At 65.9% G+C, this 24202-nt stretch carries 24 protein-coding genes and 1 tRNA gene; 20 read left to right on the top strand and 5 right to left on the bottom strand.

Annotation, left to right across the window (positions count from 1 at the left end):
- Positions 1-99: 99 nt before the first annotated feature.
- Positions 100-828 carry a winged helix-turn-helix transcriptional regulator gene (locus ACLIMP_RS09850; protein ID WP_324694750.1) on the bottom strand — a complete coding sequence of 243 codons (729 nt, stop codon included), beginning with the start codon at positions 826-828 and terminating at the stop codon, positions 100-102.
- A gap of 133 nt (positions 829-961) precedes the next feature.
- On the opposite strand from ACLIMP_RS09850, the gene ACLIMP_RS09845 reads away from it, so the two are divergent.
- From ACLIMP_RS09845 to ACLIMP_RS09815, 7 genes are all read left to right on the top strand, one after another.
- Positions 962-1636: a glutathione S-transferase family protein gene (locus ACLIMP_RS09845; protein ID WP_443477815.1), complete on the top strand. Its 675-nt coding sequence runs from the start codon at positions 962-964 to the stop codon at positions 1634-1636.
- Between the two features lie 2 nt (positions 1637-1638).
- On the top strand, positions 1639-2025 hold the full coding sequence (locus ACLIMP_RS09840; protein ID WP_443477814.1) for a DUF1428 domain-containing protein: 387 nt from the start codon (positions 1639-1641) through the stop codon (positions 2023-2025).
- 2 nt (positions 2026-2027) lie between these two features.
- Positions 2028-2828: a VOC family protein gene (locus ACLIMP_RS09835; RefSeq protein WP_443477813.1), complete on the top strand. Its 801-nt coding sequence runs from the start codon at positions 2028-2030 to the stop codon at positions 2826-2828.
- Between the two features lie 85 nt (positions 2829-2913).
- The gene (locus tag ACLIMP_RS09830) at positions 2914-3540 is read left to right on the top strand and encodes a glutathione S-transferase family protein (RefSeq protein ID WP_324694740.1); all 627 of its coding nucleotides are present in this window, start codon (positions 2914-2916) and stop codon (positions 3538-3540) included.
- Positions 3537-4037: a VOC family protein gene (locus tag ACLIMP_RS09825; protein WP_324694738.1), complete on the top strand. Its 501-nt coding sequence runs from the start codon at positions 3537-3539 to the stop codon at positions 4035-4037. Before ACLIMP_RS09830 ends, ACLIMP_RS09825 begins: the two co-directional genes overlap by 4 nt.
- Entirely contained in the window at positions 4034-4699 is a 666-nt protein-coding gene (locus ACLIMP_RS09820; protein ID WP_324694737.1) for a glutathione S-transferase family protein, read from the top strand. The genes ACLIMP_RS09825 and ACLIMP_RS09820 overlap by 4 nt, the downstream gene beginning before the upstream one ends.
- A 10-nt stretch (positions 4700-4709) precedes the next feature.
- On the top strand, positions 4710-5168 hold the full coding sequence (locus tag ACLIMP_RS09815) for an SRPBCC family protein (RefSeq protein ID WP_324694735.1): 459 nt from the start codon (positions 4710-4712) through the stop codon (positions 5166-5168).
- A gap of 44 nt (positions 5169-5212) precedes the next feature.
- Here ACLIMP_RS09815 and ACLIMP_RS09810 read toward each other — a convergent pair whose 3' ends face one another.
- Complete coding sequence (locus ACLIMP_RS09810; RefSeq protein ID WP_443477812.1) at positions 5213-5806, bottom strand: DnaJ domain-containing protein; 594 nt, start codon at positions 5804-5806, stop codon at positions 5213-5215.
- A gap of 39 nt (positions 5807-5845) precedes the next feature.
- Between ACLIMP_RS09810 and ACLIMP_RS09805 the strand changes: the two genes are divergently transcribed.
- The 8 genes from ACLIMP_RS09805 (at position 5846) to ACLIMP_RS09770 (ending at position 14096) form a co-directional block, all read left to right on the top strand.
- Positions 5846-6118 (top strand): BolA family protein, encoded by a 273-nt coding sequence (locus ACLIMP_RS09805; RefSeq protein ID WP_185998801.1) that lies wholly within the window; start codon positions 5846-5848, stop codon positions 6116-6118.
- Positions 6119-6221: 103 nt separating this feature from the next.
- The gene (gene hisG / locus ACLIMP_RS09800) at positions 6222-6878 is read left to right on the top strand and encodes an ATP phosphoribosyltransferase (protein ID WP_054441505.1); all 657 of its coding nucleotides are present in this window, start codon (positions 6222-6224) and stop codon (positions 6876-6878) included.
- Positions 6878-8167, top strand: a complete 1290-nt coding sequence (hisD, locus tag ACLIMP_RS09795) for a histidinol dehydrogenase (protein WP_324694729.1) — start codon at positions 6878-6880, stop codon at positions 8165-8167. The genes hisG and hisD overlap by 1 nt, the downstream gene beginning before the upstream one ends.
- On the top strand, positions 8164-8622 hold the full coding sequence (nusB, locus tag ACLIMP_RS09790; RefSeq protein ID WP_054441504.1) for a transcription antitermination factor NusB: 459 nt from the start codon (positions 8164-8166) through the stop codon (positions 8620-8622). The genes hisD and nusB overlap by 4 nt, the downstream gene beginning before the upstream one ends.
- 82 nt (positions 8623-8704) lie before the next feature.
- A complete protein-coding gene (gene thiL, locus ACLIMP_RS09785) occupies positions 8705-9664 on the top strand; it encodes a thiamine-phosphate kinase (RefSeq protein WP_324694726.1) in 960 nt (319 codons plus the stop codon).
- A gap of 161 nt (positions 9665-9825) precedes the next feature.
- On the top strand, positions 9826-11919 hold the full coding sequence (locus tag ACLIMP_RS09780; protein ID WP_443477811.1) for a sodium-translocating pyrophosphatase: 2094 nt from the start codon (positions 9826-9828) through the stop codon (positions 11917-11919).
- 210 nt (positions 11920-12129) lie between these two features.
- On the top strand, positions 12130-13239 hold the full coding sequence (locus tag ACLIMP_RS09775) for a GNAT family N-acetyltransferase (RefSeq protein WP_420719880.1): 1110 nt from the start codon (positions 12130-12132) through the stop codon (positions 13237-13239).
- On the top strand, positions 13236-14096 hold the full coding sequence (locus ACLIMP_RS09770) for a JmjC domain-containing protein (RefSeq protein ID WP_324694720.1): 861 nt from the start codon (positions 13236-13238) through the stop codon (positions 14094-14096). The genes ACLIMP_RS09775 and ACLIMP_RS09770 overlap by 4 nt, the downstream gene beginning before the upstream one ends.
- 37 nt (positions 14097-14133) lie before the next feature.
- Here the strand turns inward: ACLIMP_RS09770 and ACLIMP_RS09765 are convergent, their stop codons facing one another.
- From ACLIMP_RS09765 to ACLIMP_RS09755, 3 genes are all read right to left on the bottom strand, one after another.
- Positions 14134-16935, bottom strand: coding sequence for a M1 family metallopeptidase (locus tag ACLIMP_RS09765; protein WP_324694718.1), 2802 nt, complete (start codon positions 16933-16935; stop codon positions 14134-14136).
- Between the two features lie 40 nt (positions 16936-16975).
- Entirely contained in the window at positions 16976-18919 is a 1944-nt protein-coding gene (uvrC, locus tag ACLIMP_RS09760) for an excinuclease ABC subunit UvrC (RefSeq protein ID WP_054441501.1), read from the bottom strand.
- An 82-nt stretch (positions 18920-19001) separates the two neighbouring features.
- On the bottom strand, positions 19002-21548 hold the full coding sequence (locus ACLIMP_RS09755; RefSeq protein WP_443477810.1) for a TonB-dependent receptor: 2547 nt from the start codon (positions 21546-21548) through the stop codon (positions 19002-19004).
- A gap of 230 nt (positions 21549-21778) precedes the next feature.
- Here ACLIMP_RS09755 and infA point away from each other — a divergent pair, with 230 nt between their 5' ends.
- The 5 genes from infA to ACLIMP_RS09730 all read left to right on the top strand — a co-directional run bounded on the left by infA (position 21779) and on the right by ACLIMP_RS09730 (position 23987).
- Positions 21779-22024 (top strand): translation initiation factor IF-1, encoded by a 246-nt coding sequence (infA, locus tag ACLIMP_RS09750; protein ID WP_054441495.1) that lies wholly within the window; start codon positions 21779-21781, stop codon positions 22022-22024.
- A 4-nt stretch (positions 22025-22028) separates the two neighbouring features.
- The gene (locus tag ACLIMP_RS09745; protein ID WP_443477809.1) at positions 22029-22652 is read left to right on the top strand and encodes a Maf family protein; all 624 of its coding nucleotides are present in this window, start codon (positions 22029-22031) and stop codon (positions 22650-22652) included.
- Between the two features lie 20 nt (positions 22653-22672).
- Positions 22673-23647 carry a ribonuclease E/G gene (locus ACLIMP_RS09740; RefSeq protein WP_324694712.1) on the top strand — a complete coding sequence of 325 codons (975 nt, stop codon included), beginning with the start codon at positions 22673-22675 and terminating at the stop codon, positions 23645-23647.
- Positions 23644-23811, top strand: coding sequence for a DNA gyrase inhibitor YacG (locus ACLIMP_RS09735; protein WP_082370555.1), 168 nt, complete (start codon positions 23644-23646; stop codon positions 23809-23811). The genes ACLIMP_RS09740 and ACLIMP_RS09735 overlap by 4 nt, the downstream gene beginning before the upstream one ends.
- 100 nt (positions 23812-23911) lie before the next feature.
- Positions 23912-23987: transfer RNA gene (locus ACLIMP_RS09730), tRNA-Phe, on the top strand.
- Positions 23988-24202: the final 215 nt, after the last annotated feature.

Genomic DNA, 24202 nt, shown 5'->3' with positions numbered 1-24202 from the left:
CGTAGACAAGCGAGCGCTGCACCGCAACAGGCTTTGAGCCATATCGGGAAATGCGGTCCGCCGGGCGGCCGGCCATGCCGACGGGCCCGGCTGCGAAAGTCAGCCCCCCGCCACGTTCCCCGGCGCAAGCTTCGCGGGCAGGGAGAAAAGATCGATGAACCTGCGGGCAAGGCCTGCGTCCCCCAGTACCGAAAGCCGCCCGCCCGCCTCCTCCACCGTGCGCTTGCCATAGAACACCGGCAGGAAGTCCGTGGCGGTTTCCGCACAGAAGCGCAGATCCGTCGCGCCGATTTCCTCACCGGCGGGCACGATGTGCAGTTGCCCCCGCTCCAGCCGGCCAAGGAAGCATTGCCCCCCGACGTCGAAAGCCACGGCGATTTCGAGGTCGCCGATCCGCTCGGGCACGATCATCGTGCGCAAGGAGAGCATGAAGGCCACCGGCGTCAGCGGCAGGAACGGATCGTGCGATGGCGAGCGCACCGCCCAGCGCCCAAGTTCCTGCATGACCGCCTCCAGCCCCAATCCCCATTGGGTCAGGGCGTAGACCTGCACGGAGGCAGGCGGCGGAAGCACCGCACGGCGCACGATGCCCGAGGCTTCGAGGCTGCCCAGCCGTTCGGTCAGCACCTTGGCGCTCAGGCCGGGCAGCGCGGCGCGCAGCCCGTTGAAGCGGCGCGGACCAAGCATCATTTCGCGCACGATCGGCAGGGTCCAGCGCTCTCCCACAAGCTCCATCGCGAAGGCCGCCCCGCAGGCGTCGCGGTACCAGCGCCCGTGAGATCCGGCATGAGCGCCCTGCCCTTCCGAACCATCGTCCGGGGCTTTCATCCTGCCTCCCGAACGCTTCGCCCGCCCCTTGGTTTCGTTTTTTAACTCCATGGTTGCTTTTTGTAACCTGAAAGATCAGGCTCCGGCAATAACGAATCGCGCCGAGCAGGCGCATCGACATCGGAGAGTGACGATGCCCCGGAACGAGTCCGCCTCGACCGTCATTACCGCCTATGCCGACGTTCCCCAGCCCGTTCGGGGCCAGGTCCGCGATTTGCGCATCCGCTGGGCGCTGGAGGAGATCGGGCGGGATTACCGGATCGACCTGCTCGACGTGTTCAGCCCGCGCCCGGACAGCTACCGCGAATGGCAGCCCTTCGGCCAGGTTCCCGCCTTCGACGACGGCGAGCAGCGCCTGTTCGAAAGCGGCGCGATCCTGCTCTACCTCGGCGAACAGGACGAGCGGTTGCTTCCGGCAGACCCGGCCACGCGCTGGCAGGCGATCGCCTGGCTGTTCGCGGGGCTCAACAGCATTGAACCGTTCGTCGCCCAGATCGGCATGCTCGACATATTCCAGTCAGGAAAGGCATGGGCCGCAGAAGCCCGTCCAAGCGCGCTGAAGCTCGTGAAATCGCGTCTCTCCAGCACCGAGAAAGCGCTGGGAGAGCGGGAATGGCTGGCCGGCGCCTTCTCGCTCGCGGACATCCTCCTCGTTACGGTGCTGCGCATTCTCGACCACACGGACATCCTCGAAAGCTTCCCCGTGCTCGCCGCCTACAAGGCGCGCGGAGAAAGCCGTCCGGCGTTCCGCCGGGCCCTCTCGGAACAACTCGAAAGCTACGCCTCTCCCGCCACTTCCGGAGAATAGCCATGCCTTACATAGATGGTTTCGTGATTGCCGTCCCCCTTGCCAACAAGGACCGGTTCATCTCCCATGCACGGGAATTCGATGACTATTTCATCGAATACGGGGCAACGCGGGTGGTCGAATTCTGGGGTGACGATCTCCAGCACGGCAAGCAGACCGACTTCTTCCGCGCGGTGGACGCCAGAGAGGACGAAACGGTCTGCTTCAGTTGGATCGAGTGGCCCGACAAGGCCACGCGGGACCGGCAGATGGGCCTGCTGATGGAGCTTATGAAGAACGATCCGCGCTTCGACCCCGCCACCAACCCGCCGCCTTTCGACGGCGCGCGAATGATATATGGCGGGTTCGATTCCGTCGTCGAACTGCCTCAGGCCGAAACGGGAGAATGACGATGGCCAATCCAGTCGGAAGCTTCATCTGGTACGAACTGCTCACCAGCGACCTCGACGGGGCTGCGGCCTTCTACCGCGCGGTCGTGGGCTGGACCATCGGCGATCACGCCAGCCCGGAAGCGGGCGGCCTGGACTATCGCATGATCGTGCGGGACGATGGCGGCATGGCCGGCGGCGCCATGCAGATCACCGAGGATATGGCCGAAGGCGGAGCACGGCCGATCTGGCTGCCCTACTTCCATGTCGAGGATGTCGACGCGGCGGTGGAGACGATCGCCTCGGAAGGCGGCAAGATCCAGATGCCCGCCACCGACCTGCCCGTGGGCCGCATCGCCATGGTTGCCGACCCGCAGGGCGTGCCGATCTACCTTATGAACCCTGTCCCGCCCGCCGATCAGCCCGATGCAGCGAGCGACGTGTTCTCCGTCACCGAAAACCAGCGGGTTCGGTGGAACGAACTGGCCAGCCCCGACCAGGCCGCCTCCATGGCGTTCTACGGCAGGCACTTCGGATTCACCTTCGACGAGAAGATGTCGATGGGCGAGATGGGAGACTACTGCTTCATCGGCCACCACGGGCAAACGCTCGGCGCGATCATGCAGCGCCAGGAGGAAAGCCAGCCCTCGGTCTGGCTGTTCTACTTCGGCGTCCCTTCGATCGAGGCGGCGCAAGCGGCGATCGAGGCGAACGGCGGCACCGTGCTGATGGGCCCGCACGAGGTGCCCGGCGGCGAGTGGATCGTCGTCGCGATCGATCCGCAAGGCGCAGGCTTCGGCCTCGTCGGCCCTAAAGGTGACTAAGGCACGACCGGAACTTCAAGGCCATTGACGACAGCCCCGTGTTCCGCAATTGTTCCAACCTCGCACCACGCGACGGAGAAGGACTATGGCCGATTATACCTTCTATACCAACCCGATGTCGCGTGGGCAGATCGCCCGCTGGGCACTTCATGAGGCGGGCGCCGATTACCGGCAGGTCCTGATCGACTGGAAAGACAAGCCGGCCAGTTTCCTCGCGGTCAATCCGATGGGCAAGGTGCCCACGATCGTCCACCACGCCGATGGCGGCGACCGTGTCGTGACCGAAGCCGCCGCGATCTGCCTCTACCTCGCCGAGATGCATCCCGAAGCCGGACTGCTGCCCAATGACGGGGAAATGGCGGACTACTATCGCTGGACGTTCTTCGCGTCCGGCCCGGTCGAACAGGCGATCACCTCGCGCCACCTCAAGTGCGAGCCGACGCCCGAACAGGAGCCGATGGTCGGCTGGGGCAACTTCGAGCGGACGATGAATGCCCTCGAAAGCCATTTCGACCAGGCAGACTATGTGTGCGGCTCCCGCTTCACCATGGCCGACGTCTACGTCGGCAGCGCGGTGGACTGGGGGCTGACTTTCGGCACGATGCCGCCGCGCCGCGCCTTCGTCGCCTATGCCGAGCGTTTCCAGGCACGCGAGGCCTACAAGGCAGCCAAAGCGGTGGACAACACGCTGATCGGGGAGATGAAGAAATGACCGCCACGGATCGCGCGAAGAACCGCGTCTGCCTCTGGTACGAAGGCGATGCCGAAGAGGCCGCGAACTTCTATGCCTCGATCTTTCCCGACACCCGGGTCACCGACCTGACTCGCTCCCCGGCGGACTATCCCGACGGCAAGGCGGGAGACGTCATCACGGTCGAATTCTCGGTCATGGGCATAGAATGCATCGGCCTCAACGGCGGCCCGGCGTTCAAGCATAGCGAAGCTTTCTCGTTCCAGGTGGAAACCGGGGACCAGGAAGAGACCGACCGCTACTGGAACGCCATCGTGGGTAACGGCGGCGCGGAAAGCATGTGCGGCTGGTGCAAGGACAAGTGGGGGCTTTCCTGGCAGATCACACCCCGGGTGCTGGGACGGGCGCTGGGCAATCCCGACCGGGCGGCCGCCAAGCGGGCGATGGAAGCGATGATGACGATGCGCAAGATCGATGTCGCCGCGATCGAGGCCGCCCTTGCAGGAAGCACCGCATGACGCCTGAGCCTGTTCTCGAACTCTTCGGCCATCCCTTTTCGTCCTACACGTGGAAGGCGCTGATCGCGCTTTACGCCCATGACGTGCCCTTCGTTCTGCAAGTGGTCGATGCCGAGCACCCGGAACATGCCGAAGTCGTGCAGATGGCAGGACCGCTGGGCAAGTTCCCGGTGCTGCGCGATGGCGAGAACCTGCTGTTCGAAGCCACCACGATCATCGAATATATTGATCGGCACCATGCTGCCCCGGGCACGCTCCTGCCCGAAGATCCGGACGCGGCAACGGCGATCCGCATGCTGGACCGGGTCTTCGACAACTACGTGATGAACGTCATGCAGATCGTGGTGAACGAGTATATCCGCGATCCGGAGAATCCCGACCTGACCCGCTGCGCCGAAGCCCGCGCGCAACTGGACCGGGTCTATGCCTGGCTGGAAGGCTGGCTCCAGTTCTATCCGCCGATGGAGCATGTCACCCTGATCGAATGCGCCGCGGCGCCCGCCCTGTTCTATGCGGATTGGGTCCACCCGATACCCGAGGACAGGCCGCGCCTTCGTGCCTGGCGCGCGCATCTGCTCTCGCTGCCCGCCGTCGCCCGCTGCGTCGACGAGGCACGGCCGTTCCGCGCCTATTTCCCGCTCGGCGCACCTGATAGAGACTGAGGAGAACCCCGTGAGCGAGACTGGTAACGAACTGTCGATCACCCGCTACATCGATGCTCCCATCACGCAGGTATGGGACGTCATGGCCAACCGGCAGGAGGAATGGTGGTGCCCCCGTCCCTGGCGGGTCGAAGTCGAGGAGCAGGACCGCCGCCCCGGCGGAATCTGCCGGATGACGATGTACGGGCCTGACGGGGAAACCGCACCGCAGGACGGGATATACCTCGCATACGAGGAAGGCCGCCGCTTCGTTACCACCGATGCCGTCACGGGAGACTTCCAGCCATCCGGGCCGTTCATGATCGGTATCTGGGAACTGGAACCGGAAGGCAGCGGCACGCGCTATACCGCCCGCGCACGGCACTGGCGCGAGGAAGACCGCAAGATGCACGAGGACATGGGCTTCACGGACGGCTGGTCCGCCTGCGCCGAACAACTCGCCAAAATCTGCGAAAGGGAAAAGGCCTGAACCGAAGCGGGTGGCGGAACCGTCACCCCGCTCCGCCAGTAGGCCTACCCCTCCAACGCCGCCGATTTACGCAGGAGCTGATAAGCCTCCACCACCCCCTGCAAACGCGCGGCACGGCTATGGTCTCCGCCGTTGTGATCGGGGTGATACTGGCGCAGCAGCCGCGTGTAGCGCAGCCGCAGCGTCTTGCTGTCGATATCGCCATCGAGCCCCAGCACGCCGAGCGCGCGTCGCTCTTCCGGGTTGAAGCGGGCGTTCTCGGGCTTCATCTCGGACTGGCGCTGCCGCATGTGCGCCTTGGCGCGGCCGCTGATCGCTTCCAGCGGATCGGCAAAGTCGGCCCAGCGCGGCGTACCGTCCACGCCGGCATCCGGCCGGAACGCACGGCTCTGCGCTTCCCAGCCATGCAGCGGCGACTGCGCGCGGAAAATTTCCTCCGCGCTCATGCCGTCGAAATAGTCGTACCCCGAATTGAATTCGCGAACGTGATCGAGACAGAACCAGCGATAGTCGCCCGGCCCGTCAAAACCGGGCAAGCGCATGCCCGGCGCACGGAATTCGCCCGCCTCTTCACACCCCGGCCAGTTGCACGCGCGTCCACCGGATTCGACTCTGCCATGAAATCTAGAATGTCTCACCGGCTTCCAGATGGGATAACGAGCGCGTAAATGGAAGACATGACCGGACCGATCGCACAGGAAATGCGGCAGCTTCTCGAAGCCGCCTTCACCCCCACCCGCCTTGATGTCGTCAACGATTCCGCCAGCCACGCCGGTCACACCGGCGATGACGGCACCGGCGAATCGCACTTCACCATAGAAATCGAAAGTCCCGCTTTCGCAGGCGTTTCGCGCCTTCAGCGCCAGCGCCTCGTCAATGCGGCACTCGGCGACATTCCGGGAAACCGGGTCCACGCCGTCGCCATCAAGGCCAGCGCCCCCGGCGAATAGAGCGCGCCGTTGCAGCCTTGCGCCGGGGGGCAACCTGAAGGCCGAACATAGCGCCGTCATCCCCGGTTGCCCTTTGCGCAATGGCAGCCTAAATGCGCGCACCATGCCGACAAGCCTGACATTCGCCGTGCCCAAGGGCCGAATCCTCGACGAAGCGCTGCCTCTGATGGCGCGTGCCGGCGTGGTGCCCGAGGCGGAATTCCACGACAAGAAGTCCCGCGCGCTCTCTTTTGCGTGCGAGAACAGCGAGATGCGCCTGATCCGCGTGCGCGCATTCGATGTGGCGACGTTCGTGGCGCATGGCGCGGCGCAAGTCGGCATCGTCGGCTCCGACGTGGTGGAAGAGTTCGCCTACCCCGACCTCTATGCCCCGGTGGACCTCGATATCGGGCACTGCCGGCTCTCGGTGGCCGAACGTGAAGGCGAAGTCGGCGGGGCGCTGCCTTCGCACTTGCGCGTCGCCAGCAAGTATCCGAACCTGACCCGCCGCCATTACGAGAAGCTGGGCGTACAGGCCGAAGTCGTGAAGCTGAACGGCGCGATGGAACTCGCCCCTTCGCTCGGCCTCTCCAGCCGCATCGTCGACCTGGTGTCCACCGGCCGCACGCTGAAGGAAAACGGTCTTGTCGAAACCAGCCGCATCCTCGACATTTCCGCGCGCCTGATCGTCAACCGTGCCGCGCTCAAGACCGACGACCGCGTGGCCGCGCTCGTCGAAGCCTTCCGTGCGCTGGTAGCCGAACAGAAGGCCGCCGCCTGATGCTGCGCCTTTCCAGCAAGGACGCGGACTTCGCGGAAGCCTTCCGGCGCGTCGTTTCCGACCGCCGGGAGAGCGCCGTCGATGTCGCCCGCGACGTGGCCGAAATCCTGGCGCAAGTGCGCGAACGCGGTGACGCGGCGCTGGCCGACTATACCGCGCGCTTCGACGGGCACGACCTCGACCGGAGCGGCTGGCGGATCGATGCGGAAACCTGCCGCGCCGCATTCGAAGCCCTCGCCCCGGAACTGCGCGCGGCGCTCGAACTCGCCGCAACCCGCATTCGCGCCTATCACGCCGCCCAGCTGCCGGAAAACCGCGACTATACCGACGAAGCCGGCGTCCGCCTCGGCGCGGTCTGGCGCGCGGTCGATGCCGCCGGGCTTTACGTGCCGGGCGGCCGCGCGGCCTACCCCTCCTCGATGCTGATGAACGCGATCCCCGCCAAGGTCGCAGGCGTGGAGCGTCTCGTCGTCGTCACGCCTACGCCCAAGGGCGAAGTCAACGCGCTCGTCCTTGCCGCCGCGCACCTTGCTGGCGTGGATGAAGTGTGGCGCGTGGGTGGTGCCCATGCCGTCGGCGCGCTGGCCTACGGCACCGATCGGATCGCCGCGGTCGACGTCGTCACCGGTCCCGGCAATGCCTGGGTGGCCGAGGCCAAGCGCCAGCTCTACGGCGTCGTCGGCATCGACATGGTCGCCGGACCGAGCGAAATCCTCGTCATCGCCGACGCCAGGAACGAACCCCGCCGGATTGCCGCCGACCTGCTGAGCCAGGCCGAGCACGACCCGACCTCGCAGTCGATCCTCATCACCGACGATGCGGCTTATGCCGACGCTGTTGCCGAAGCGGTGGAACTGGAGCTGTCCACCCTCGCCACCGAAGCAACCGCTCGCCAGTCGTGGAACGACTACGGCGTGATCGTCGTTGTCGAGAGCCTCGACGAGGCCCCGGCCCTTGCCGATGCGCTCGCCGCCGAGCACGTCGAGATCGCCACCGACGATCCGGAGAGCCTGTTCCGCAAGATCCGCCATGCCGGATCGGTGTTCCTTGGCCGCATGACCCCCGAAGCGGTGGGCGACTATGTCGCCGGCCCCAACCACGTGCTGCCCACCGGGCGTCGCGCGCGGTTCGCCTCGGGCCTGTCGGTCCTCGATTTCATGAAGCGCACCAGCTTCATCCAGCTCGACCAGGCGGCGCTGGAGGCCATCGGCCCCGCCGCCGTTGCCCTTGCCGATGCCGAAGGGCTTCCCGCGCACGCGCGCTCCATTTCCGTGAGACTTTCCCAATGAGCAATTCCAAGCAAGCCGGCTCGAAGCAAGCCAGGGCCGCCGCCCGCCTCGCCGCCGTCCAGGCGCTGTACCAGTTCGACATGGAGGGCACCCTGCTGCCCACCCTGCTTGACGAATTCCACCGCCACCGTCTCGGCATGACGATCGACGAAGAAGAATACGCCAAGGCCGAAGTCGCCTTCTTCGACGACGTGGTGAAGGGTGTGATCTCTCGCCGTGACGAGATCGATGAACTGCTCTCGGGCAAGCTCGCCGAAGGCTGGGCGCTGCCCCGCCTCGACAAGACCATGCTGCAGATTCTGCGCGCGGGAACCTACGAGCTTCTCGCCCGCGCCGACGTGCCGACCGGCGCTGCCATCAGCGAGTATCTCGACGTGGCTCACGCCTTCTTCGATGCGCGCGAAGCCAAGTTCGTGAACGGCGTGCTCGACGCCGTCGCCAAGGTCGTCCGCTGATCCTGGATGCCGCGTTTCCGCGCAGCATGAGCGTTCACTCGTGATCTCGACAATGGGCCCGCCACGGCCCATTGTCTCCGGCGTGACCCGTGAATTCGCCTTTATAGACGCCTTGCGCGCGATTGCCGTGGACCCGGCTGCGCGCGGCCTTGCCGACGATGCCGCCGTTCTGGAAATCGGCGACGAGCGGCTGGTGCTGACCATGGATACCCTGGTCGAATCCGTCCACTTCCTGCCCGGCGACCCGCCCGAGGACGTGGCCTGGAAACTCGTCGCCGTGAACGCTTCGGACCTTGCCGCAAAAGGCGCGGCCCCGCTCGGCTGCCTCAAGTCGCACGCGCTTGGCGAAGACGACTGGGACCGTGCCTTCCTTGCGGGACTGGAGCGTGCCTGCCGCCATTTCGCGATGCCGCTCCTGGGGGGCGATACCGTGCGAATGCCGGCTGGTTCCGCACGCAGTTTCTCGCTGACCGCGCTCGGTCTGGGGCCGACCGAATGCCTCGTGCCCTCCCGCAGCGGCGCGCAGGCGGGCGATCTCGTGTGGGTGAGCGGCACGCTCGGCGATTCCGGGCTGGGCCTCGACCTGCTGTCCTCGGGCCGCGATGTGCAGAGCACCGATGCCGCATGGCTTGCCGATCGCTACCGCCGCCCCATGCCGGAGCCGGCGCTGGGAGTGGCGCTTGCCCCCCTGGTGACGGCGATGATGGACGTCTCGGACGGACTGCTTGTCGATGCGCGCCGGATGGCAGTGGCCAGCGCGGTTGCCATCACCCTCTCCGCGGACGAGGTTCCGCTTTCCCCCGCGCTCGTCTCCACGGCCGGTGACGGGCTCGACCAGCGCATCGCCGCGATGACGGCGGGGGACGACTATGTCCTGCTGTTCACCGCCCCTGCCGTGAACAGCGCCTACATACGCGCCGCCGCCGCCTCGGCAGGCTCGCACGTACATCTGATCGGGACGGTGGACGAAGGGGAAGGCGTTGCGCTGGAATGGAACGGCGCGCCCACGCCATTGCCGGAGCGACTGGGCTACCAGCATTGAAGCGGGCCGAACCTGTTGCAGGCCGAACCTGATCCAGGATGGCGCAATTCCGTAAATTCCGCCGCCATCAACGCGCTTGCCACTAATCCCGCTTCCCTATAGCCATAGTCGGATCGAGCGGGAAAACCCGTCGTTACATCGTTGGGAAAAGGGGGCGTTTTGTGAATCCAGTCACGATCGCAATTGTCCTGGGGCTTCTGGCCATTCTCTATGGCTTCGTCACCAGCCGCCAAGTGCTCGGCTCGCCAGCCGGCAACGAAAAGATGCAGGAAATCGCAGCCGCCATTCAGGAAGGCGCCCAAGCCTACCTGAAGCGCCAGTATTCGACGATCGCGGTAGTCGGCCTCGTCGTCGCCATCATCATCGCCATTACGCTCGGTACGGTTTCCGCCATCGGCTTCGTCGTCGGCGCGATCCTGTCCGGCGTCGCCGGCTTCATCGGCATGAACATATCGGTCCGCTCGAACGTGCGCACCGCCGCCGCCGCGCAGACCGGCCTGCAACAAGGGCTCACGCTGGCCTTCCGCGCGGGCGCCATCACCGGCATGCTGGTGGCTGGCCTCGCCTTGCTGGCGATCGCGGTGTTCTACTGGTACCTGACCGGGCCCGGCGGACATACGGTTGGCGGCGAAGACCGCACCGTGGTCCAGGGCCTCACCGCCCTCGCCTTCGGCGCTTCGCTGATCTCGATCTTCGCGCGTCTCGGCGGCGGCATCTTCACCAAGGCGGCCGACGTCGGCGCCGACCTCGTCGGCAAGGTCGAGGCCGGCATTCCCGAGGATGACCCCCGCAACCCCGCCGTCATCGCCGACAATGTGGGAGACAACGTAGGCGACTGTGCCGGCATGGCCGCAGACCTGTTCGAGACTTACGTCGTCACCGTCGGCGCCACCATGGTGCTGACCGCCCTGCTCATGAAGGGCATAGACAACTTTTCCGGCCTCATGGCGCTGCCACTGCTGATCGGCGGCGTCTGCATCGTCACCTCGATCATCGGCACCTATTTCGTCCGGCTCGGTTCCTCGCAGAACATCATGGGCGCCATGTACAAGGGCTTCCTGGTCACGGCGGTACTCTCGGTCCCGGCGATCTGGTGGGCGATCGGATATGCTCTGGGAGACATCAACGCCCTCATCGGCGAAAGCGATTTCTCCGGCCGCACGTTGTTCTACTGTTCGCTGGTGGGGCTGGTCATCACCGGGCTCATCATCTGGATCACAGAATACTACACCGGCACCGGCTACCGCCCGGTGCGCTCTATCGCCAAGGCCTCGGAAACCGGCCACGGCACCAACGTGATCCAGGGCCTCGCCATCAGTCTTGAGGCGACCGCGCTGCCGACGCTGGTGATCGTCACCGGCATCATCGTCGCCTACCAGCTCGCTGGCCTCATCGGCATCGCCTATGCCGCTACCGCCATGCTGGCGCTTGCGGGAATGGTCGTTGCGCTCGATGCCTATGGCCCGGTCACCGACAATGCCGGCGGCATTGCCGAAATGGCGGGCCTCGACGACGCCGTGCGCGAGAAGACCGACGCACTCGACGCCGTGGGCAACACCACCAAGGCCGTCACCAAGGGCTATGCCATCGGCTCGGCCGGCCTTGCCGGGCTGGTGCTCTTTGCCGCCTATACCAATGATCTGCGGGAGTTCTTCCCGGACCTCAACGTCGATTTCAGCCTGGAGAATCCCTACGTCATCGTCGGGCTGCTGCTCGGCGCGCTCCTGCCCTACCTGTTCGGGGCCATGGGCATGACCGCGGTGGGCCGCGCGGCGGGCGACGTGGTGGTGGACGTGCGCGAACAGTTCAAGGCCAACCCCGGCATCATGACCTACGAATCCAAGCCCGACTATGCACGGACCGTGGACCTCGTGACCAAGGCGGCGATCAAGGAAATGATCGTGCCTTCACTGCTGCCGGTACTGGCGCCGATCGTGGTCTACTTCGTGATCTCCGCGGTCGCGGGCACGGAAAACGGCTTCGCGGCACTGGGCGCCCTGCTTCTGGGCGTCATCGTCGGCGGGCTGTTCGTGGCCCTCTCGATGACATCGGGCGGCGGCGCCTGGGACAATGCCAAGAAGTACATCGAGGACGGCCACCACGGCGGCAAGGGTTCCGAAGCCCACAAGGCCGCGGTGACGGGCGATACGGTCGGCGATCCCTACAAGGATACGGCCGGTCCTGCGGTCAATCCGATGATCAAGATCACGAATATCGTCGCCCTGCTACTGCTCGCCGCACTGGCGGGAGGCTGAACCCGGAACGCTGAACGATGGCCTCGGGCAATGGCCCCGCGCGGAGCGATCCGCCGGGATCGTTTTCCCCGGGGCCATCGTTAGCAATTCCTTGATGCCGCCACGCTAGGACGGATCAGCAGCGATCCATTCAGGCTGATGCATTCGACCATGTTTCACCGGCAGGCAACTTCGGTTCGGAAGGACACCGCTTTGGCGGCTCCTGCCCCCATGCCGCCGGAAAGCACGCTGTCCTGCCTGCCCTGGCGCGCGCTGGAAGACCAGATCGCGGCGTGGGACCGGCTGGCACTGCGCGCCAGCGAACCTAACCCCTTCTTCGAGAGCTGGTATCTCCTGCCCTCGCTTCGGCACCTTCCCGACACCGGTAAGGTCATGGTCCTGCTGTTCGAGCAGGCAGGCGAACTTGCCGGCCTCCTGCCCGTGGTAAGCGCGCCGCGCTATTACCGGTGGCCCGTGCCCAATCTCGCAAGCTGGCTTCATGAAAACTGCTTCTGCGGCGTCCCGCTGATCGCGTGCGGTGCCGAGCGGGACTTCTGGCGCGCGGTGCTGGACTGGGCGGACGACCGTGCGGGACAGGCACTGTTCCTGCATCTACGCGCCATGCCCGTGGATGGACCGATCCATGCCGCCCTTTCCGCGACAATTTCCGGGGAGGCGCGCCAGACCGAAATCGTCCTGCGCGAAGACCGTGCCCTGCTCGCTTCGGACCTTTCGGCCGATGCCTATCTGGAAGCCTCGCTCTCCTCCAAGAAGCGCAAGGAGCTGCGCCGCCAGGCGTCTCGCCTCGCCGAACAGGGCGCCGTGGCGGCCGAGCGCCGCTCCGACACGGAAGGACTGCCCGAATGGTGCGAGAGGTTCCTCGCGCTCGAAGCCTCGGGCTGGAAAGGCAAAGCCGGTTCCGCCCTGGCCAATCATGCGGGTACGGCAGCCCTGTTTCGCGAAAGCCTGGAAGGCGCGGCGGCACGCGGGCGCCTCGAACGCCTCTCGCTCACCTTGGGCGGTCGCCCCATCGCCATGCTCGCCAGCTTCCTGACCCCGCCGGGCGCATACTCCTTCAAGACCGCTTTCGACGAGCGCTATTCCCGCTTTTCGCCCGGCGTCCTGCTCCAGCGCGAGAACCTCGACATCCTTGAACGCGGCGATATCGAGTGGAGCGACAGTTGCGCCGCTGCCGATCATCCGATGATCGACCACCTGTGGCGCGAACGGCGCACGATGGCGCGGCTTTCCATCGCCATCGGCGGCCCACTGCGCCGCCGCCTGTTTCGCAGCTTCGTCCGCGCCGAACTCGTACGCAATCCGGCGGGAGGGGGGCGATGAACGTGGTCTCGCGGATCGCTTCCTCGCCGGTTTTCTCCGAAAGCACCCGCGAACGTTTTGCGGCGAACTACCCGGAAACGGCCCACAAGCTGACTCATGCGCTCGGCGACCACCCTCTCATGGCGCTCGAAGCGCTGGCCTGCCTTGCGGAATCGCTTCCGCCTGCTTCGGTCGAGTACAATTTCGGCAATCAGCCCCTCGGCGTCGATGGCAAACCTGCCGCCACCGGCATTCCCATCGGCCGCACCATCCGCGAGATCGAGACCACCAACTCCTGGGCCGTCATCAAGAACATCGAGCAGGAGCCTGCCTACGCGCAGCTGCTCGAAGACCTGCTGGGCGAACTGCGCCCCCTGATCGAGGCGAGGACCGGCAGGATGATGAAGCTTCAGGCCTTCGCCTTCATCACTTCGGCGGGCGGCGTCACACCCTACCACTTCGACCCCGAGCACAATATCCTGCTGCAGGTGCGCGGCACCAAGGTCATGACCCAGTTCCCCGCAGGCGATCCCCGCTTTGCGCCGGACGAAGTGCACGAGACCTATCACACCGGCGGCGGCCGCGAACTCAAATGGCATGACGACCTGCTATGCGGCGGCACGGAATTCGCGCTTTCACCGGGCGATGCGGTCTACGTGCCGGTCATGGCGCCGCATTTCGTGCGCAACGGCAGCACTCCGTCGGTTTCGCTGTCGATTACCTGGCGCTCGGAATGGAGCTTCGCCGAGGCGGACGCGCGGGCTTTAAACGGGTGGCTGCGCGGATTGGGGCTGTCACCGCACCGGACGAAGCGCTGGCCTGCGCGCAATCGGGTCAAGGCCTTCACCTGGCGCGTGCTTCGCAGGTTTAAGAAATAGGGGGAAGGCAGGGGAGCATAGCCCCCCCTGCCCCTTTTTACCTGGCCTTCTTGACCCAGGCTGCAACCTCAACCCGCTGCCGCGGACGGTTGGCCAGACGCTCCTTCAGCCCGGTCAGCGCCTGCACCACGGGCTTCCCCTCATCGGCCGGAAGCGTGGCGGCATAGGCCTCGATCTTGCCGACCATCTCCGGGTTCGTGGTGGACCCGACAATGCGCGCGAAGAAGCGGGCGCGGCCGGAATGTTCGATCAGCCCGTCAACCACCGCCTGATGTTCGCGGACGAAATCGAAGGTCATCTCGGGATGTGCGCGGCCGACCGTGGTGATGATCTGCGAGGCGCTTGTGGCATCCGGCGTGCCGGAAATGGCGAGCGCAAGGGCGTCCCTGGCGATGGCCTCATCCGGCGCCATGCCGAGGTCTGTGTAGTAGAGCTGGCGTTCGACGAAGCTTGTGGCCCGGGCCGCCTGCTGGCGCAGCAGGTCCCAGTCGGCCCGGGTCGCGTTGCTTGCGGCGACGCCGAGCCAGGTTCCCTTGAGCGGACCGTCCAGCGACTTGGGATCGGCGGCAAGGCCCTGAAGACGGCGGCGCGCCTCGGCCACGACGCGCTTGTCGCCGATGGAACCGAGCGTGTCGATCAACTGCGCACGCAGCTTGGTATCGGTCAGCGGCTCGTTCGCGACCGGATCGAAGCCCAGCTGGTCGAGACGCGGGGCCCAGGTCTTCGAGATGCGCGCGGCGAGCTTGTCCTTCACCCTGGCATCGTCAAGCAAGCCGTAGACACTCTCCCACTGGCCGACGACCTTGCCCGCCAGCGTCGCATCGGCGGTTCCGGGCACCGAGGCCAGCAGCCGCAGGCCCGCCGACATGTCCTGATACCCGGCCAGCGACAGCGAGAGATTGTCACGCAGCAACCCGTACTGATCGATCGGCGCAAGCGAGCCGAACGAGGAGACCAGAGCATCGAGCGCCTTGCCGTTGTAGAGTGTGCGGTAATAGCCGAGCTGGCCCGCGTTCACGAGCACGGCATCGCAGCTGTCAACGGTCAGGCTCTCGGTCCGGCCGCTCATCAGATGGCGCGTCGGCTCGCCGTTACCGGCGCGGATCAGCAGCGGCATCGGCCAGGTCGGCTTCTCGCCGCCGTTTGTCGAGGAGGCACGCGCCGAAGGATCGAGCGAGAAGGCATCCTGCGTCAGGTCGAGACGGGTCTTGCCGCCAGCGCAAGCCGAGACGTTCACGCGCAGCAGCGGCACCCCGGGCGTGTGGGTGAAGGCCTCGGCGATGAGGTCCACGTCCTTGCCGCCGGCCGATTCCATCGCACCCCAGAGGTCCCGGCTGCTGGTGTTCGAATAGGCGTGATTGCGCATGTAGGTCTGCATGCCCGCACGCCAGGTATCGGCGCCGACATAGTCTTCCAGCATCGAAATGACCGCCTGACCCTTCTGGTAGGTGATCGAATCGAAGGCCTGTTCCATCTCGGAAACGGTGCGAACCTTCTGCACAACCGGGTGCGTGGTCGGCAGCGCGTCGAGCGCCATGGCGCCTTCGCGGCCGTCGATGCCGTTCAGCTTCCAGTTCCACTCGGGGTTGAAGTGGTCGGTGACCTTGTCGGCCATCCAGCTCGCAAAGCCCTCGTTCAGCCAGATGTCGTCCCACCAGGCCATCGTCACGAGATCGCCGAACCACTGGTGCGCGGTTTCGTGCGCCTGCACACTGTAGATGCTCTGCTTGCCGGAGGGGCTGGTCACGGCGGGGTCGAGCAGCAGGATGCGCTCGAAAGTCATGATCGCGCCCCAGTTCTCCATCGCGCCGAAGAACTGCGACGAGCCGGGCGCTGCGATGTTGTCGAGCTTGGGCAGCGGGAACTTCACGCCGAAGTAATCGTCGAACCACGGCAGGATCTGGGCGAGGCCGTCACGGGCATAGTCCGCCTTCGCGCCGCTGCCGGTGGGCGAGACGATGCCCACTTCCAGGCCGTCCGCCGCCTTCATAGCGCTGCGCTCGAAGTCGCCCATGGCGAAGAACAGCAGGTAGGAGCTCATCTTCGGCGTCGTCGCGAACGTCACGCGCTTGAGTCCTCCGGAGAGTGCTTCCTGGCCCTTCACCGGCATGTTGCTGATCGCCATGCGATCTGCGGGGACGACCGCGGAAAGGTCGAACGTCGCCTTGTAGCTGGGTTCGTCGAAGCTGGGCACGAACCGGCGGGCTTCAGGCGCCTCGAACTGGGTGAAGATGCCGCGCACGTCCTTGCCGGTGCGCTTGTCGGGATAGTCGAGCGCGAAGAGGCCGGAAGGCTGGGTGCCGATCTTGCCCGCATACGTCACGTCGAGGCGGTACTTGCCCGGCGCGATGGCCTTGCCCGCAGCGAAGCGCAGGGTCTGAGCCTTGTCGTCGGCACTGGTCTGGAGCGCGATCTGCATGCCGTTCTCGGCGACCAGCTTCGCGGCGGAGACGGTGAGGCCGTTACCGTGCAGGGTCAGCGCATCGCTGGCGGTGAAGACGGTGAGATCGATCGAGACCGTGCCGGTGAACGTCAGCTTCTCGGCATCGGGAGTGACCTCGATGCGGTAGTGGCTGGGCCGGGCGCTGCGCGGCAGGTCGCTTGGCACGGTGTCGGCCAGCGGCACCGGCGCGCCCGAAGCGGCGGGCGGTACGGCTGCGGCGAAAGCGTGCGTGGAAACGGCGAAAGCAATCACGGCGCCGGCCGTGGCAAGGTTACGCAGGGAAGAACGCATGAGAGGCTGAAGCTCCGGGAAATCGGCTTTGATGCTGATGCGCAGGTCCACCCCGCGCGCAAGCGAATGCGCGCGTCCTAGCGCGAAGTGTCGCGTAGCGGCCATGTCGTTCGTCGATGGGAGTCGGCCGTTCGTATGGAAGCGGTCAGCCGTTCGGATGGTAGAAATCGTAGATCGTCTGCGCGACCGCCGCGCTGACGCCGGGCGCGCGCTGGAGATCGGCAAGGCTGGCGGCACGCACTTTCCCGGCCGTGCCGAAGTGCAGCAGCAAGGCGCGCTTGCGGGCCGGGCCGATGCCGGGAATCTCGTCAAGCGGGCTGGCGGTGATCGCCCGGCTGCGCTTCGCCCGGTGCGCCCCGATGACGAAGCGGTGGACCTCATCGCGCAGACGCTGGAGATGGAACAGCAGCGGCGAATTGACCGGCAGCATCTTCTCGCGCCCGTCGGGGAAATGGAACACCTCGCGCCCCTCGCGCCCGTGGTTCGGCCCCTTGGCGATGGCGATGAGGTTTACGTCCTCGATGCCGAGTTCTTCCAGCGCGTCCTTCACCGCGCTCATCTGGCCTTTGCCGCCGTCGATCAGCACGAGGTCCGGCCAGGTGCCGCTCTCACGCTCGGGGTCTTCTTCCTGCACGCGGCCGAAGCGACGGGTCATGACCTCGCGCATCATCGCGAAATCGTCGTTCGACTGCGCCTCGCGGATATTGAACTTGCGGTACTGGCTGGTGAGGAAGCCCTCCGGCCCCGCCACTACCATCGCGCCGACAGCCTTGCTGCCCTGTATGTGCGAGTTGTCGTAGACTTCCACGCGCTGCGGCAGGTCCGGCAGTTCGAGGAATTCCGCCATCTCGCGCCAGATCTTCGCCTGGGAACCGCGCTCGGCCATGCGGCGGTCAAGCGCTTCCACGGCATTGCGCATCGCCTGTTCGATCAGGCGCCGCCGATTTCCGCGCTGGGGCACCGAAATCTCGACCTTGCCGCCCGCCAGTTCTCGGAACGCCTCGGCCATGAGTTCGGCCTCGGGCAATTCCCGGTCGACCAGGATCGTGCGCGAAGGCGGCACTTCCTCGTAGAACTGGGCAAGGAAGCTCTGGAACACCTCCTCTTCCGACAGCCCTTCGGTATGGGTCGGGAAGAAGGCGCGGTGGCCCCAGTTCTGGCCGCCGCGAATGAAGAAGGCCTGCACGCCGACTTGCCCGTTCTTGCAGGCCATCGCGAAGATATCGGCGCTGTCCATGCCCTCGGCATTGATCGCCTGGCTGCCCTGGATGAAGGTTGCCGCGCGCAGACGGTCTCGCAGCATCGCCGCGCGTTCGAAGTCCAGCGATTCCGCGGCTTCGGCCATCTGGCTCTCGATCTTCTTCTGCACCGCGCTCGATTTGCCGCCAAGGAAGTCCTTGGCCTCCTTCACGAGTTCGCCGTAGCCTGCCTCATCGATACGCCCCACGCAGGGGGCCGAGCAGCGCTTGATCTGGTAGAGCAGGCAGGGCCGGTCGCGCCGCGAGAAGAAGCTGTCGGTGCAGGAGCGCAGCAGGAACAGCTTCTGAAGCGCGTTGATCGTGGTGTTGACCGAACCGGCGCTGGCGAAGGGGCCGTAGTAATTGCCCTTCATCTTGCGCGCGCCCCGGTGCTTCATGATGCGCGGAAAGTCGTGATCGGCGCGCAGCAGGATGAAGGGGAACGACTTGTCGTCCCGCAGCAGCACGTTGTAGGCCGGGCGAAAGCGCTTGATCAGCTGCGCTTCGAGCAGCAGCGCCTCCGCCTCGGAATTGGTGGTGACGATGGTCATCGAACGCGTCTGGCTGACCATGCGCTGGAGCCGTCCGGGAAGGCGCTCCCACTGGGTATAGTTGGCCACCCGGTTCCTCAGCACCCGCGCCTTGCCCACGTAGAGCACGTCGCCGCGGGCATCCTGCATGCGGTAGACGCCGGGCTTGGCCGGGAGGGTCCGCACCGTCTCTCGGATGACCTCCACGCCGGCTTGCAGATCGGGCTGGTCCGAACCGCGCAGCGTGTCGCGCGCCCGCTCCTCGTTGAAGCGTTCGGTGCCATTGGGGTGTTCGGGAGTACCGGCAGGTGTTCGCGCCATGAGCGCCAGATAGAGATTGAAGCGCCGAAGGGGAAGCGGTCTCCTCCCCTCTTCCCGGATCAGGTCCGGGAAGAGGGGACGATCAGAACATCTTGCGGAAATCTATGCCGAGCACCCGGCCCTGCGGCTCGCGGTAGGCAGCCTGATAGGCGATAGGCACCAGGCCGTTCTGATCGGTGACCTTCTGCCGCGAATCGAGCAGGTTGTCCGCCGTCAGCGAAAGCCGCGCGCCCTTGAGGAAGGGCATCTTCGCCACGAGGGCCTCGTTCCTGCCGAGATCGGCGAACAGGCGCAGGTTCACGTCGAAAGTGCTGCCGAACCGCAAGTCGGAACTGGTCGGCGCGCCGCTGCCGTTGACATGCGTGGGCGCTTCCCATTCGGCCTTGAGGCGCAGGCCGTAGCCGTTCTTGAACAGACCGCCCTCGGCCTCGATCGCATGGCGCGGAACGCCGCCGGCCGTCAGCGCCTCGCCATTGAGCTGGTCGAGCGTCTCCACCCCGTCCGCGATCGTCACGCGGTCCGTGAAGCGCCAGGTATGATAGACGGAGATGTTCCAGCGACCGCCCTTCCCGCCGGGGCCTCCGGGCCCCATCATCGGCGGCCCGCCACGACCGCCCGGCGCCCCGCCGGGACGCGCACCGCCGCCGGAAGGAGGTACGCCCGGACCGCCCGGACCGCCCTGCCCGTTCTGGCTACCGAGATTGCCCGAGAGATTCAGCCCCCAGCGGATACGCGAACTGGTTTCCTCGTCGAACGTCACCGCGCGCCGGTCGACATAGGTCAGGTTGCCTGCCTCGTCACGCTGGACACGGCCCGGGAACGCCGCCTCCACGGCCGGCGTGAGCATCGGGAAAGCTTCGCTGACGTTCGAGGAGCGATTGTGGAAATACTCGACGAGCAGGTTCGAGCGCTCCATGAAGGGCAGCTCCCACGTCGCCGACATCTTGATGTCGCGCTGCTTTTCCTTGACGAGATCCTGGTTGCCGCCGGTCAGCACCGTCACCAGCGCGGTGGTGTTCCGCGTGAAATCGTAGACCGAGACATTGTAGGTGAGCACGTTCGGGGCGCCGAGCAATGCCAGCGTCGGCGCGGCCTCGTCGACGAGGTAGCTCGCCTGGAAGGTCAGCTTGCCGGTCGGCGACCAGGTGAGACCGGCGCTCCAGTCAGTGAGAGTGCCGAAGTCGGAAAGATGGTCAAGCCCGGCGCTGACATTCAGCGCAAGATCGCCGATCCCGCCCAGAAAATCGCCCTGGCTGGTGAGCGGAATCGCCAGGTTGACGCCTGCCGAAACGTCCCCGCGCGTGAGCTTGCTGCCGGTGCCGTTGATCGCCGTCGTCTCGCTCCGGACCTGGCTGAAGTCATACCCGCCCTTGAAGGTGAGGTTCGCATCCCCCGCCGGCATGCTGAAGGGCGTGCCGGAAAGCGTCGCGAGAGAGGACAGCCCGGTCGTGCGACTGCGCGCGACATCCACACCGGCGCCCGGCACGAAGGGCAAGGCGCCTGCTACGTCGAGACTGCCGGCCTCTGCCGCATCCTGCAATCCGGTCAGGTCCCGGCGCCGGTCGGTGCGGGTCTCGGCATCCGTATAGCTGCCGTCGCCGGTGATGTTGAACATCCACTGGCCTATCATGGCATTGTAGCCGAGCCCCGCCTCGAAAATGTCCGTCACCACCCGCGACGTCAGCGGATCGGGCAAGGCCCTGATCTCGCTGCTGCCGGAAGGCGACGTCAGCGTCACGGTATCCAGACCCGACAGCGAGGTGGTGACCGAGTGCGTGAATGTGCCGTTGGCCGTGATCGACCCGGCAAGGCCCTGTTCGCCAAGGCTCTGGGTCATCGTGCCGTTCGCTACGAATTCGCTGTCTGCCGCCGCGAGGCTGCGGTAGCGCGCCGGATCGGGATCGCCCGCCACGGTGGGCCGCGACGAATCCTCCTGCCGCACGTTCCGCTCGCTCTCGGTGAGCATCGAGGTATCGGTGTACTTGGCGTTGAAGTTGTACCGGCGCGGGCCGGCGATCTTCACGATGCCGCTTTCCAGTTCGTAATTGTCAAAGCCGCCGCGCGTCGGGCGATTGTATTCGCCGGCAACGGTCGTGGCGGAGAACTGGTCCTTGAGGATCATGTTCACGACGCGCTGGTTCGCCGGATAGCCGAAGCGCAGCGCCACTTCCTCGGGCAGCACTTCCATCTTGCGAATGGCTTCGGGCGGGATGTTGCGCATCTCGCGGAAACTGGTGATGCGCTGGCCGTTGACGAGGATCACCGGCGTGCCCGAACCGCGTCCACGCCCGCTGCCGGTCTGCGGCGAGATCGCGGCGATCAGGTCGCCGATCGAATCCGCCCCGTAAGCGGCGATGTCGTTCTCGTCGAAAGTGGCGATGGGCTGGTTGGGAACGTCGAGTTGCCCACGGATGCGCGGCGCGACGACGACGATGTCCCCGGTGCTGACCTCCAGCGGGTCTTCGTCCTTGTCTTCATCCTGAACCGCAGGCGCATCCTGTGCCGCGGGCACCGCCGCGCCGCTGCCAGCCAGCCCGGCGGCCGCGCTCACAGTCACCGGATTGGAAATCGTCTGCCCCATGGCAAGGGCCGGCAGGCATACGCCCGCAGCCAAAGGGATGAGATGCACGCACCGCAAGTCTACTCTCCGCCAAGAAATGAATTCCCCCGTCCCCACGGCGCTGATGCCGCGAGTGCGAAATGGCTTCAAGGCGCTGCGGGGTAACATTTTGTCGCAAGAACACCGGCATTCGTCGCAATGGGAGTTTGCAGGCGTGCCGCAGGCGAGGCTTCCATTTTTGGCGCGTCATGGGTATGCCGCGCGCGATGTTGCAGCAAGCTTACGGGTAATGATCGCCAATGGCGAAAGAAGAACTCCTCGAAATGCGCGGCCGGGTCGTAGAACTCCTGCCTAATGCGATGTTCCGCGTGGAGCTGGAAAACGGCCACGAAGTCCTTGGCCACACCGCCGGAAAAATGCGCAAGAACCGCATCCGCGTGCTGGTCGGTGACGAAGTTCTCGTCGAGCTCACCCCCTACGACCTTACCAAGGGTCGCATCACCTACCGTTTCATGCCAGGTCGCGGTGGCCCCGGTCAGTACTGAAACCGTGTCCCCGCCGGGTGACCCCATCGCTTCGCAGGACGCTTGCCCCGCCCCGCGAGACCTTCGACTCATTCTTGCCTCGGCCAGCCCGCGCCGCCGCGAATTGATCGGCCGGCTCGGCATCGTGCCTCACGCCGTCATGGCCGCCGATATCGACGAGACCGCCCACGCGCGGGAGATTCCCCGCGAGTATGCCCGCCGCATGGCGCGTGAAAAGGCCCTCACGGTGAACGCCGGAGACGCCCACGTCCTTGCCGGAGACACCGTGGTTGCCTGCGGCCGCCGCATCCTGCCCAAGGCCGAGGACGAAACAACCGCGCGCGCCTGTCTGGCGCTGCTGTCCGGCCGCCGCCACCGCGTGCTCTCCGCAATCGCGCTGAAGTCTCCCGAAGGCTTGCTGCGCGAACGGCTGTCCGAAACGATCGTGCACTTCAAGTCGCTCACCGCCGAAGAGATAGACAGCTACATCGCCGGCGGTGAATGGGACGGCAAGGCGGGCGGCTATGCCATCCAGGGCAGTGCAGAGGGTCTCATCACCTCGATCTCCGGCAGCCATTCCGGCGTGGTCGGCCTCCCCCTCTACGAGACCCGCGCCCTCCTCAGGGCGGCGGGCTTCGCACTTGCCTGAGATTTCCGCAGAAATGCCCGATGCCTGAGTGGCTGGTCGAGGACGGGATCGGCGAAAGCCGCGCGATCCTCGTTGATGGCGGCGAAGTGCTCTCGGCCCGCTTGCAGTGGTACGGAAGCCTCGTCGCCGGGGAAGTGGCGGACGCCGTGCTCATCGCCCGCGCGAAAGGGGCGACGCGCGGAACCCTGCGCTTCCCCTCGGGCGAGGAAGCGCTGGTAGATGGACTGCCCGCCCAGGCCAGCGAAGGTGCCCCGGTGCGCGCGATCGTCACCCGTGCCACCATGGCCGAATCCGGCCGCCTCAAACGGGCCCAGGCGAAAATCACCGATCTCGCGCCCCGCCCTGCCCCCACGCTCGCCGATTCGCTTCGCGGAACCGGCTTTCCCGTGCGCAAGCTCAGGCAGTTCCCGGATGACCCCTGGCCCGAACTGGCGGGCGAGGCGCTCGACGGCGAACTGACTTTCGATGGCGGGGCGATTCTCGTGATCCCGACCCCGGCGATGACGCTGATCGACATCGACGGCGCCCTTGCCCCCCGCGCGCTCGCGCTGGCGGCAGTCCCCGCAATCGCCCGCGCCGTGAGCCAGTTCGACCTGGGCGGATCGATCGGCATCGATTTCCCGTCGCTGGAGCGCAAGGACGACCGCCGCGCCGTGGACGCGGCGCTGGCGCAGGCGCTGGACCATTGGCCGCACCAGTCCACGGCGATGAACGGCTTCGGTTTCGTCCAGCTTGTCGCACGGCTGGAACGCCCCTCGATTCTCCACCGGCTGCGCCACGATCGCGCAGGCGCCTGCGCAAGGCTCCTGCTGCGGCAGGCGGAGCGCGTCCAGGAACCCGGCACGCTGCTGCTCAGCGCCCACCCCCGCGTGCGTGCGCAAGTCCCAGCGGAATGGGAAGCCGAGCTTGCCCGACGCACCGGGCGCACCCTGCGCTGGCATGAGGATACCGGCCTTGCGCTGACGGGCGGATTCGCGCAGGCGGTCTCGTCATGACCCTGAGCAATCGCAAATGCCCGATCTGCGGCAAGCCGCGCGTGGCTGAACACACCCCCTTCTGTTCGAAGCGCTGCCGCGACCGCGACCTTCTCCAGTGGCTTGAGGACGGTTACGCCCTGCCCGGACCGGCCGCCCCGCAAAACTATCCACAGGACGATTGAAATCATCTCGTCATTTTAGGGTTGCCAAGCAGATCGCGCTTCGCCATAGGCCCGCCACCGACAACGAGACGGTCGCTTCGGCGGCCACTCTAGCAGAGATGCCCGGGTAGCTCAGTTGGTAGAGCACATGACTGAAAATCATGGTGTCGGCGGTTCGATCCCGTCCCCGGGCACCACTCTTCGAAAGAAGGGTGGTGCCTTTTTCTTTGCCCCGCTCCCTTGCGAATCCCTCCGGAAAGACGTGCCTGGATAAGTGGGAGGATAACGCCTTGCTGCGTTACCTTGTGAACACGCCGGGCAGTATCTCTGCGAAAAAACCGCCCGAAGCCGCGAAAAATCCGCAAAAACGGGGTTTTTCAGCAGGGTCCTGTACGTATAAACACGATATTAA

Origin of the sequence: Novosphingobium aeonii (assembly GCF_052279045.1) — a bacterium.
Classification (GTDB): Bacteria; Pseudomonadota; Alphaproteobacteria; order Sphingomonadales; family Sphingomonadaceae; genus Novosphingobium.
Note: the sequence above shows the minus strand (reverse complement) of the source record. Positions and strands in the feature narration are given on the sequence as shown.